The sequence below is a fragment of the Vicinamibacterales bacterium genome, from assembly GCA_035699745.1.
Lineage (GTDB): Bacteria > Acidobacteriota > Vicinamibacteria > Vicinamibacterales > 2-12-FULL-66-21 > JAICSD01.
Window position 1 is genome coordinate 1 of sequence record DASSPH010000041.1, and the last position, 11,498, is coordinate 11,498.

An 11,498-nucleotide genomic window follows, 5' to 3' on the forward strand; every position below is an offset into this window, starting at 1 on the left:
GGTGCCGAAGACGATCAAGCGCAAGATCCGTCCGCTATCGGTCCTGGAAGCGCAGCTTTCTCGCGAACACGCGTTCGCATCGCCTCAGCGTGCTGTTTTCGGTCGCGCTTGCTTGCGGGCTGCGCCTCGGCGAGGTGACAGGTCTTCGATGGGAAGACGTCGACCTCGAGCGCGGCGAACTACGGATCCGCGTGCAGCTGCAGGCTCTGAAGAAACAGCTTGTGCTGCAGGAACTCAAAACGGAGAAGAGCCAACGGACGCTGGCACTGCCGACGGTCTGCGTCGACGCGCTGCGGCGGCACCGCACGCACCAGCGCGAAGAACGGTTGAAGGCGGGTGCGAACTGGGTGGACACACGTCTGGTCTTCACGACATTTCGCGAAAAGCGGGGCGGCAAGGTCGGCGCCGCGCTGCATCCGCGGAACGTCCTGCGCACGCTGTACGGCCTGCTGGCGGCCTGCAACCTGCCCCGTGTGCGCTTTCATGATCTGCGGCACAGCGCCGCGAGTCTGCTCATCGCCGAGGGCGTCGAGCTCGTCGAAGTGTCACTCCTGCTCGGACACTCCGAGTTGCGCGTCACGGCCGACGTCTACGCGCATCTGCAGCAGCAGACGTCCGCGAAGGCCGCGCGGCATATGGACGCAATTTTCTTCTCAGGGGGTCAGTTAGGGGGCAGATGACGTGATCGCGCATCGCGCGTCACGCAAATCGCTTGCTTCTCTAAGGATTCTGGAGCCGGCGATCGGACTTGAACCGATGACCTGCTGATTACGAATCAGCTGCTCTACCAACTGAGCTACGCCGGCGGTGGGTGGAGCGGCTATTCTACCACGCTGATGAGATTCCCAGCAGTGCCGTTCCGGGCCGCGGCGGCCGCCGTGGTCCTGTTCCCGTCCGCCCTCGCGTTCGCCGACACGTACCCTCGGCAGCCGGGCATCGACGTCCGCCACTACACGTTCAAACTCGAGATCTCCGACGCCACCACCGACATCGCCGGCGAGGCGAGCGTCGACGTGCGATTCACACGTCCCGGCGTGGCCGCCGTCGCGCTGGATCTCGCGTCCGCCGCCGGCGGCAAGGGGATGACGGTGCGGACGGTGACCAGCGGCGGTGCCGCCGTGCCTTACACCCATACGGCCGGCGTGCTGCGGATCCCGCTCGCCGCGCCGCCGGCCGCCGGCGACGAACGCCGCTTCACCATCGCCTACGGCGGCAGCCCGGCCAACGGCCTGCGCTTCCTGACGAACAAGCACGGCGAGTGGTGCGCGTTCAGCGAGAACTGGCCCAACCGCGCGCGCGAGTGGCTGCCGATGGTCGATCACCCGTACGACAAGGCGACCAGCGAGTTCATCGTCACCGCGCCGTCGGCCTATCAGGTGATCGCCAACGGGCTGCTGCAGGCGGAGATCGATCGGCCCGACGGACGCCGCGTCACGCACTGGAAGCAGTCCGTGCCGATCGCCTCGTGGCTGAACGCGCTCGGCATCGAACGCTTCGCGGTGCGCCATCTCGGCGATGTCAAGGGCGTGCCGCTCTCCACCTGGGTCGCACATCCGGACGACGAGGCGGGGCAGACCTATTTCGAGCCGGCGCGCCGCGCGCTCGAGTTCTTCAGCGAGCGCGTCGGGCCGTACCCGTACGAGAAGCTCGCCAACGTCGCCGCCGCCGGACTGAACGGCGGCACCGAACACGCCAGCGCCATCTTCTACGGCGAACGGGACCTGCGCGCCGTACCCGCGACCGGCCTGGTCGCACATGAAATCGCGCACCAGTGGTTCGGCAACTCGGTGACCGAAACCGACTGGGACGAAGTGTGGCTGAGCGAAGGGTTCGCCACCTACTTCACGCTGCTGTTCACCGAGCACACGGCGGGCCGCGAGGCGTTCGTCGCCGGCCTGAAGAACAACCGCACCCGCGCGCTCGCGGCGGAACAATCTCTCCCCGGCATCGCCATCGTCCACGACAACCTTGCCGACATGAGCAAGGTGCTGAGCCCGCTCGTGTATCAGAAGGCCGGGTGGGTGCTCCACATGCTGCGCGGAACGATCGGCACCGAGACGTTCTGGAAAGGCATCCGCGAGTACTACCGGCGGCACCGCGACGCCGGCGCCACCGGCGACGACCTCCGCCGCATCATGGAACAGACCTCCGGACAAAACCTGAAGTGGTTCTTCGATCAGTGGCTGCGGCGGCCCTCGTCGCCTTCGTTCGACGGGTCGTGGCACTACGACGCCGCCGCGAAGGCGATCCGCGTGGACCTGGCGCAGACGCAGGACGGCGCCCCCTACCGCGTGCAGCTGCAGCTCGGCGTCGTCACCGCCGCCGGCCAGCCCTCGCGCATCGAGCGCGTGGAGATGAACGAGAAGCAGGCGTCGTTCACCGTCGCGGCGCCGTCCGAGCCCGCGGACGTCACCTTCGACCCCGACACCTGGCTGCTCGCCGACAAGATCACCTTCGTCAAACGGCAGGGACGATGAAGATAGCAAGGATTCTCGCGTATCGCGTCGAGCTGCCGCTGCACGAGACGACCTACAAATGGTCGGGCGGCAAGTCGGTCACGGTCTTCGACAGCACCATCGTCCGCGTCGAGACCGACGCGGGCCTGGTCGGCCACGGCGAAGTCTGTCCGCTCGGCCCGTTCTACCTGCCCGCGTACGCCGACGGCGTGCGCGCGGGCATCCGCGAGCTCGGCCCGCATCTGCTCGGCGCCGATCCGCGCCAGCTCGGGAAGCTGAACCGGGCGATGGACGCGGCGCTGAAGGGACATCCCTACGTGAAGAGCGGCATCGACATCGCCTGCTGGGACATCCTCGGGCAGTTCGCCGGGCTGCCGGTCTGCGAGCTGCTCGGCGGACGCTACGGCCATGACGTCCACCTGTATCGCGCGATCTCGCAGGACACGCCGGAGGCGATGGCGTCGCGCGTCGCCGGCTACCGGCGCGAGGGCTACCGGCGCTTTCAGCTGAAGGTCGGCGGCGACCCGGACGTCGACGTCGCCCGCATCCGCACCGTGGCGTCATGCCTCCAGACCGGCGATCGCCTGGTCGCCGACGCGAATACCGGATGGACCCAGCACGACGCGATGCGCGTCGTCCGCGCGGTGCGCGACGTCGACGTCTACATCGAGCAGCCGTGCCTGACCTACGAGGAATGTCTCAGCGTGCGCCGTCACACCGACCATCCGTTCGTGCTCGACGAGAACATCGACGGTCTCGACGTGCTGCTGCGGGCGAGCGCCGACCGCGCGATGGACGTCGTCAATCTGAAGATCGCGAAGCTGGGCGGGCTGACCCGGACCGTGCAGGCCCGCGATCTCTGCGTCGCGATGGGAATCGGGATGACGCTCGAAGACAGCTGGGGCGGCGACGTGGCGACCGCGGCCATCGCTCATCTTGCGCACAGCACGCCCACCGAGCTGCTCTTCACGACGACGGACTTCAACAGCTATGTGACGGTGTCGACCGCCGTCGGCGCGCCGCAGCGGGTGAACGGGCGCATGGCGGCGTCGACCGATCCCGGCCTGGGCCTCCGGCCGAAGATGGACGTGCTCGGGCGCCCGGTCGTCGTCGTCGAATGAGTCGATCGATCAGGCGAACGCAGCCACCGGCATTTCGGGGACGTCCGCCACGTACTCGCGCTCGGCGGCGCGCCGCGCCTTGTAGCGCCTGAACACGTCGCGTTCGCTTTCCAGCCCGAGCGCCGAGCGCCAGGTGCTGCCGCGGAACGTGTGGGCCAGCATCTGCGGCGCGTGACGCAGCACGAAGCCCGGGTAATGCCGCAGCACCGCGGGCAGGTGCCGCACCTTCATCCAGCGCTCCGCGCGCCAGCGGAGGAATTCCACTTCCTCGGCCTCCAGATGCGCGGTCCGCACCACCGCCGTCGTCCCGTCGTATTCCTCGAGGCGGTGATTGACGATGAGGTCCCGCCGGCGGAAGTCTTCGGTCATCGGCGTGCCCGGATACGGCGTCGGATGCTGGATGTACGGCCAGTCGACGTGGCGGCGCGCGAACGCGAGATTGATCTCGATCGACTCGCGCGTGTCGTCGGGATTGCCGACGATGATGCCGCCGACGACGAAGATGCCTTCGCGATGCAGGGCCTCGATCGCCTGGAGGGTGGCGTTGCCGACCCGGCGTCCCCGCTCGCGCTGCGCGTTCTTCGTGGACGCCCGCAGGAACGCGAGATCCTCGTCCAGCACGTTCTCGATGCCGAGAAACACGTAGCGGAATCCCGCCCTCCGCATCAGCGGCGCCAGCGCCGCGCCATGGCCCGCAATCGCCGAGGTCATGCCCTGGACGATGTAGTGGACGTCGTTCAGGCCGGCGTCGACGATTGCGCCGCACAGCGCCTGGAACCGGGCGACGTCGAGCGTGATGTTGTCGTCGACGAGAAAGATGGCGCGGGCGCCGAGAGCCCGCGCGTCGGTGATGTCGGCAAGGACGCGGGTGAAGTCGAACGTGTGGAAGTTCCGCCCGCGCATCTCGACGATCGAGCAGAAGCTGCAGTCGTAGGTGCACCCTCTCGACGTTTCGACGATGTCGATGGGACGGCCGAGGAACGTGTACCCGGACAGCACGCGCGCGCGCCGGTTGGGCAGCGCGATGTCGCCGTCCAGCCTGCTGACCGGCCGTGCCGGCGTGTGCGCGAACCTGCTCCCTGCAATCGGCCGGTACGACAGGCCGGGAACGGACGCGGGATTCCCATGACGTGAGAGCACCGCGAGCAGATCGCGGAACGTCAGCTCGCCTTCGCCGCGCACGACGAAATCGACGCCGCAGGCAGGATCCTCATAGGCGTCCGCGGCGAGGCTCGGGTCGTAGCCGCCGGCGACGATGGCGACGCCCGGTTTGATGTGGCGCAGCAGGTGAACCAGCCGCAGCGCCGTACGCCGCTGGAAGGTCATCACCGAGAGCCCGACCACGTCGGGATCGTGCTGGCGCATGAGACGCTCGACGGTTGACGCCACGCTGTGCTGCGCCAGGATCAAGTCGGCGATGGCGACCTGGTGGCCGGACCCGGCGTTGCCGGCCAGCGAGGCGAGCGCGCCGTTCGGCATGCGCATCGTGAGGGCCGGCGTGTGCTCGAACGAGTCCGGCATCGAGAGAAGGAGCACTCTCATGGTTTTCTCGGCTGCAGCGTGTCACGAAGTTCGGCGATCCGGAACACCGAAAATGTGCCGGCGCGCGCCCCGGGTATCGGCGCGGTCCGGAACAGCCGGTTGAAACGGCTGAGGTAATCGTTGCGAACCGCGAGAACCGTCTCATCCGGATCGTGCCGCACGCCCGCCATCGCTTCCGCGAACGAGGCTTCCGTGAGGCGATCCCGCGTCGCCTCGGCGCGCAGCGCCGGGTCGAGATAGAACACGAGCGATCCGATCCGTTCGTCGAGCACCAGTACGCGCGGGGGCAGCGTACCCGCGGCGTTCAGCACTGCCGCGAGATCCTTCGCCGTCATCCAGGACGCCAGTCGCGGCGCCAGCGTCATCGTCGCGATCAGCGAACACAGGCACGCCTGCGCCAGCCATCGCACGCCGGCGATCCCGTCCGCCGATTTCAGAGCGCGCCGCCCGGCGTCGACCGTGAGGATGCCCAGCACTACGATGGGCAGCCAGGCGGCGGCAGGAACGGGTTCGAACCGGACCTGATACGCCACCAGCGCCGCCGCGGGCAGCCCGGCGAGGAACACGACCTGCATCGCGATCGCGGCGCGCGGCCGGGCCTCGACGAGGTGATCGCCGATCAGAATGGCGATCGCGGGAAACAACGGGAGGGCGTAGGTCGCCAGCTTCGATTCGCCGGCGCTCAGGAACACCAGGCCGGCTGCGAACCAGCCCCAGACGACGAGACGACGGGGACGCTTCCCGGCCGATCGGGCGGCGCCCGCGAGGTGGAGCGCCCAGGGCAACGCGCCGCCGAGGACGATTGGCACGTAGTACCAGAACGGCCGCCCGGCGTGGCGCTGCGTTGCGGTCAGGTAGCCCTGCACGTGGCGCTCGACGAAGTAGTAGTGCAGGTAACCCGGATGGGCGTGTTCCATCGCCACGTACCACGGCGCGGCGACGATCGCGGCAACGACGACTGCAACGCCGAGCGCGACGAGGAGCCGTGCGAACGCGGGCCGCCGCCACACGACGAGGCACGCGCAGAGGACGCCGGCGAACACGATTGCCACGAGCCCCTTGGTCAGGATCGACAGACCCAGACAGATCCCCGCGACGACGCCGAAGAGCACCACGCGCGGCAGCCGCGGGGATGCGTCCGCCGCGGCGAGCCTGACGAGGCACCATGCGGCGATGCACATGAACGGGACCACGCCGATGTCGTGCACGGCGACCTGACTGAGCGCGAACGGGACCAGCATGGTGGCGTAGACGATGCCGCTGGTGAGACCGGTCGCGGCGCCGAACAGCGCCCGCGCGAGGAGCGCGACCGACAGCATGCCGGCGAGTCCGAACAGCAGCGGCGGCAGGCGCACCGCCGCCTCGGTATCGCCGAACAGCTGCAGCGACGCCGCTTCCGCCCAGAAGAAGAGAATCGGCTTGTCGAGGAAGGGCTCGCCGAGGAATTTCGGCGTGACGTAGTCGCCGGTGCGCACCATCTCCTGCGCGATCGCGGCGTGGAGCCCTTCGTCCGGATCGAAGAGCGGCGCCGACGCGACGAGCGGCGCCAGCACGACGACGACCGCCACGGCCGCGAAGACCCGCCGCAGGCTGTGCATGCGAGACGCGATCGTACTCTATTGCGCCTCGATCAGGGCGATGAGCGGGTAGTGGTCGGATCCGTACTTGCGATCCGCTCGCCGCAGCTCCGCGCGCCAGCCCTCGGGCAGGCGGAAGAGCAGGTGGTCGAGGCGCATCGGCCCGAAGGTCGCGCGCCGGTCCTCGCGCGCGGCGGGGGTCAAGGTCCGCGTCAGCTCGCGGTACGCGGCGTCGCGGTAGCCGAACCACGAGTTCAGATCCCCGCCGACGATCGCCGGGACGTCCCGCGGCAGCGCGTTCGCCAGGGCTCGTGCCTGCCGCAGGCGGCCCGACTCCGACAGGATCCACGCATGGTGCATGACCATGTTGGTGAAGTGGGTGCAGACGACGCGCATGGCGAGGGGAGAGCGGCCGGGAGCCTGCACCATGACGGTGGCGGCGACGGCGACCCGGCGCTGGCGCTCGAGCGGCAGTTCGAGCGCGCCCGCCTCGTGCAGCCGCGCGGTCGAGAGGATGGCGTTGCCGCGGTCCTCGGCGGTCACGCCCGGCGGACCGTTGCGCATCGACGGGACGTAGAGCGCCGACAGACCCAGCCGTTCGGCGAGGCGCGCCGCCTCGATGCGCGATGACCGGGGGCCGGCGCCGAAGATGGCCGAGGCCCATAGCACGGTGCGGGTGTGCGGCACCGCATCGCCGGAGCGGTAGGCCTCCTGCAGCAGCAGGACGAAGTGCCGGACCGGCTTGCCCGTGAGCCGGCCGGCGCGCAGGTCGTCGACGAAGACGTCCAGATCGCCGGCGCCGACGTGGGTGTTCCACGAAACGACCGCAAACGGAGGTTCGAGCGTATCGAATCCGTGCGCCGCCGAGGGCACGATCGAGGGGCCGACGCCGGCGCACCAGCGATCCAGCGAGCGGCGCTCGTTGGAGGCGGAGAGGTGGACCCAGCGGACCGCGGTCTCGCTGGCGGCGAGGCAGGTGGGTTGCGCGGCGCCATAGGGCTGTCGCGCGCTGCCCAAACACGCGCTCACGATGCCCAGCGCGACAACGAGCCGGGTCAGATGCATCGCGCCGCCGCTGGAGCGCGCCTTGTATTGGCTTGGCGCGTGATCATCCGGGGTCGAACTCTTCTATTTGCCTGCATGTGCGCGTGCGCCGCGGCCTGCGGCAGCAGCGCCGTGACCAACGTGTCCGGGCCGAGTGCCGCCCGGTGCCAGGCGTCCCTCACCAACACGGTGCCGAGCTTCAGCTCATCCGGCGGCACCGGTGAAGTCAAAGTCACGGTCGAACGCGAGTGCAACTGGACGGCAAGCGTGTCGGCCCCGTGGGTCCAGATCGTCTCCGGGCAGACCGGGCAGGGGGACGGTGCGCTCACGTATCGCGTGAATGCGAACACCGAGCCGGTTCTCCGCAAGGCCACGTTCACGATCGCCGAGCAGCAGACCGAGGTGGCGCAGCAGGCGGCGGCGTGCGAGTACTCGATCTCGGCGCCGTCGGGGATGCTGCCGGCGGCCGGCGGCCGCGCCGGCGTCGACGTGCGCACGCACGGCGCGTGCGACTGGAGCGCGAGCAGCGACGCGCCCTGGCTGACGCTCACGCCCGCCGCGGGCCGCGGCAGCGCCACGATTGAAGTCCAGGCGGCCGTCAACCCGGGGGCCGAGCGCAGCGCCACACTCACCATCGCCTCCGATCGTGTCACGGTCCGGCAGCAGAGCGCGCCGCCCGCGCCGGCGCCCGCGCCGCCGCCCCCGTCGCCGGCGCCTTCTCCGGCGCCGACGCCGTCGCCGACACCCACGCCGGAGCCCGCGCCCACGCCCGCGCCGACGCCGCCGCCCCCGCCTCCACCGCCGCCCCCGCCGCCGGCGACGATCGAGGTGTCGGGGCGCATCGACAACGTGTCGGGATCGTGTCCGACGGTGCGGTTCACGCTGAAGGGGTATACCGTCCGGACGACGAGCAGCACGGATTACATGAAAGGCAACTGCCGGGACTTGCGGGACGGCCGCGACATCGCCCTGACCGCGCAGGTGGAACAGGGCACGTCGCTGGTGGCGACGAGGATTGAGATTAGGAAATGACGATGCGATCGCTGATTGCGGGGCTCGTGATGGCGGCCGGTGCGGCTCCGGCCTCGGCGCAACAGACGCCGGCGGACGTCATCTCGTTCCTGGTGACGAACCAGTCGGTGCAGACGGGCGACTTCCAGAAGGACCGCGCGGCGGCGGAAGCGACGCGCGACACCATCGCGCGCGCGCTGCAGGTGAACCTTGCGACCTCGCCAATCGCGACGTCGAGCAGCGGGTTCGTCTACCGCCTCGACCCCGAGCTCGGCACCGTGTCGCGCGTCAGCGACAGCTTCGGGACCTTCTTCGTCGAGCGCGCGATGACCAGCGGACAGGGGCGGGTGTCGTTCGGCGCATCGGCGTCCACCGCGGCCTACGACAATCTCGACGGGTTCAACCTGCGCGACGGCACGCTGCTCACGACGGCGAACCGGTTCGCGGACGAAGCGGCGCCGTTCGACACCGAGGCGCTCACCCTGCGGATCCGCACCAGCACGCTGACGTTCTTCGGCGGCTATGGCGTCACCGATCGCTTCGAGATCAGCGGCGCGGTGCCGCTCGTCCAGATGAACATCGACGGCACCCGGCTGAACGTCTACCGCGGACAGTCGTTCGTTCAGGCCAGCGGCAACGCCGAGGCGAGCGGGATCGCCGACATCGCGGTGCGCGCCAAGTACCGGCTCGTCGCCACCCGCAGCGGCGGCGTCGCGGCGGCGGCGGAAGTGCGGCTGCCGACCGGCGACGAGCAGCTCCTCCTCGGCGCCGGCAGCGCCGCGCTGCGGCTGATGGGGATCGCCTCGGCGGAGAGCGGCGCGGTCGGCGCGCACGCGAACGTCTCGATCGTGCGCGGCGGCGTGACCGACGAGATCGCCGGGAGCGGCGCCATCACGATCGCGGCGGCGCCGACCGTCACCGTCACCGGCGAAGTGCTGTTCCGACGGTTGTCGGACGTGCGCGGGATCCTCGCGGTGTCGGCGGCACACCCGACCAGCAGCGGCGTCACCACCGAGCGGCTCGCACCGGGGACGGCGACGCCGATCCTGTCCAGCGCCGTGACCGGCGTGAAGTGGAACGTCAGCCGGACGTTCGTGCTGAGCGGCGACGTGCTGTGGCGGATGGGGAAGTCAGGTCTGACGGCGCCGTTCACGCCGACGATCTCGCTCGACTATCTGTTCTGAACGCGGGCGCTGACGATCTCCCAGCCGGCCCCGCCGCGCGCGAGCTCGAACGTCCAGCTCCGCGGCTCGGTGCGCCGGCTGCCGTCTCCCACCTTCGGCGCCCACGACGTCGTCCCCGCACAGCGCGCGGTCGCGTGCGCCCCGATCACGTCGATCCGGCAATTCCCGAGCGACACCTGCTGCGAGGCGAGACTGTCGAAGGCGCGGGCGAGCGCGCCGCGGTTCACGCCGGGCCACACGCGCTGTGCCGCATCCACGTCGAGCGAGGTGAAGGCGGCGGCGTACCGATCGAGGGTCGATCTCACCGCGGGTTCCTCGGATGGTTCCGCGGGCGGCGTCAGCGGCGGAGCCGAAGGGACCTTCGCGGTGGCGGTCGCGGGCGCCGGGCTCGGCGCGGCCATCGGCGCGTCCGGCGGAGTGACGGGGCTCGCTGCCGGAAGGTTCAGGGCAGTCACGGGGGATGGATCCGGCGTCGCGGGCAGCGACGGCGCAGGTTTCGACTCGAAGGCCGCATTCTCGATCGGTCTCGGCTCGATTTGTGACGGCGGGACCGATGTCGCGCGGGACGCCGGAACGGCGGCCGGTGCGTCGGGCTCCACACCGGCTGTCGGGACAGCTTTCTCGACAGCGGTCTGCGGCCGTGCCGCGGCGGTTTCGGATGCAAACACGTCCGCGGGAGGCGGCAGCGACGGGAGCGTGGCCGGCGCAGTCTGGGTTGGCGAGGGTGCGGCAGCGGTCGAGGTCGGGGTCTTTTGTGGCGCCGGGTTCACAGGGATCGCGGCCGAGGGCTCCGGGCGTGGCGCCGGGCGGGAGACCATCATCCAGGCGCCGAGCACGGCCGTTCCTGACAGTGCGAGCACCGCCGCGGCCGCAGCCCCCCATCGTCGGGCAGCGCCGGGCTTCGCTGCCGGGACAGGCTCCGCCGCCTTCCGCTCCAGTTCGTCCAGCCCCGGCATGTTCGGCACGAGCGATCGCGCCTCAGCCAGCACCTGCAGGGCGTCCTCGTAGCAGCGCGCTTCTATCGCCGCTTCGGCGCGCAGGAGCAGACGGTCGGCGCGCCGCCGCCGCATGCGGACCTCGAAGCTCTGCCACTCGCCGCTGGTCGTGTGGGGGACCATCGCGGCGGACCGGCTGCAAAAGCCGAACCGGATGCTAGGGGTTCGAAATCGCCGTCGGCGTACCGGCGAACAACGGCTCCGTCTCCTTATTAAGGAGCACCCAGAGTCCGTAGATGCCAAGGGCCGTCCCGAAGGGGATGTTGATCAGGTTGATGGCAGCGATCACGATGCCGGCGATCCGCGCCCACGGCTGGTACTTCAACAGGCCGATTCCGGTGATCAGACCGGGAAGCGAGATGGCCAGCAGAAAGACGACCAGCGCCGTGCCGGCCACGCCGATGATCGGCAACGCCACGGCCGCATCTTCCGGGCTCGCGGAAGTACCGACGACACTGCCGGCGATGCCGATTCCGAGGCCGAGCATCAACGCCGCGCAGACGCCGAGCGCGCTGAAGACGATGTAGAGCACGCCGAGAACCTTGACGTGAGTGGTCATGGAAGCTCC

At 69.8% G+C, this 11,498-nt stretch carries 10 protein-coding genes and 1 tRNA gene; 5 read left to right on the forward strand and 6 right to left on the reverse strand.

All coding sequences use genetic code 11. The features are described 5' to 3' along the window. Positions 1-680: site-specific integrase (locus VFK57_08390; protein ID HET7695710.1), on the forward strand; the 680-nt coding region annotated here is incomplete at its 5' end. A 50-nt stretch (positions 681-730) separates the two neighbouring features. On the opposite strand, the gene VFK57_08395 is transcribed toward VFK57_08390, so the two are convergent. Then, positions 731-806: transfer RNA gene (locus tag VFK57_08395), tRNA-Thr, on the reverse strand. A 30-nt stretch (positions 807-836) separates the two neighbouring features. On the opposite strand from VFK57_08395, the gene VFK57_08400 reads away from it, so the two are divergent. Together VFK57_08400 and VFK57_08405 are read left to right on the forward strand one after the other, a co-directional pair. Continuing rightward, the gene (locus VFK57_08400) at positions 837-2,477 is read left to right on the forward strand and encodes a M1 family metallopeptidase (protein HET7695711.1); all 1,641 of its coding nucleotides are present in this window, start codon (positions 837-839) and stop codon (positions 2,475-2,477) included. Beyond that, positions 2,474-3,577, forward strand: a complete 1,104-nt coding sequence (locus VFK57_08405) for a cis-3-hydroxy-L-proline dehydratase (protein ID HET7695712.1) — start codon at positions 2,474-2,476, stop codon at positions 3,575-3,577. The genes VFK57_08400 and VFK57_08405 overlap by 4 nt, the downstream gene beginning before the upstream one ends. A gap of 9 nt (positions 3,578-3,586) precedes the next feature. Here VFK57_08405 and VFK57_08410 read toward each other — a convergent pair whose 3' ends face one another. From VFK57_08410 to VFK57_08420, 3 genes are read right to left on the reverse strand one after another with little or no spacing between them, the layout of a single operon-like run. Beyond that, positions 3,587-5,119, reverse strand: coding sequence for a radical SAM protein (locus VFK57_08410; protein ID HET7695713.1), 1,533 nt, complete (start codon positions 5,117-5,119; stop codon positions 3,587-3,589). Beyond that, positions 5,116-6,717, reverse strand: coding sequence for a glycosyltransferase family 39 protein (locus VFK57_08415; protein HET7695714.1), 1,602 nt, complete (start codon positions 6,715-6,717; stop codon positions 5,116-5,118). The genes VFK57_08410 and VFK57_08415 overlap by 4 nt, the downstream gene beginning before the upstream one ends. Before the next feature lie 18 nt (positions 6,718-6,735). Beyond that, complete coding sequence (locus tag VFK57_08420; protein HET7695715.1) at positions 6,736-7,761, reverse strand: endonuclease/exonuclease/phosphatase family protein; 1,026 nt, start codon at positions 7,759-7,761, stop codon at positions 6,736-6,738. Between the two features lie 75 nt (positions 7,762-7,836). Between VFK57_08420 and VFK57_08425 the strand changes: the two genes are divergently transcribed. Continuing rightward, positions 7,837-8,772, forward strand: coding sequence for a BACON domain-containing carbohydrate-binding protein (locus VFK57_08425; GenBank protein HET7695716.1), 936 nt, complete (start codon positions 7,837-7,839; stop codon positions 8,770-8,772). Between the two features lie 2 nt (positions 8,773-8,774). Beyond that, complete coding sequence (locus VFK57_08430) at positions 8,775-9,935, forward strand: hypothetical protein (GenBank protein HET7695717.1); 1,161 nt, start codon at positions 8,775-8,777, stop codon at positions 9,933-9,935. Here VFK57_08430 and VFK57_08435 read toward each other — a convergent pair. Continuing rightward, a complete protein-coding gene (locus VFK57_08435; GenBank protein ID HET7695718.1) occupies positions 9,923-11,053 on the reverse strand; it encodes a hypothetical protein in 1,131 nt (376 codons plus the stop codon). The two genes, VFK57_08430 and VFK57_08435, sit on opposite strands and share 13 nt — an antisense overlap. Positions 11,054-11,087: 34 nt before the next feature. After that, positions 11,088-11,462: a hypothetical protein gene (locus VFK57_08440; protein ID HET7695719.1), complete on the reverse strand. Its 375-nt coding sequence runs from the start codon at positions 11,460-11,462 to the stop codon at positions 11,088-11,090. Positions 11,463-11,498: the final 36 nt, after the last annotated feature.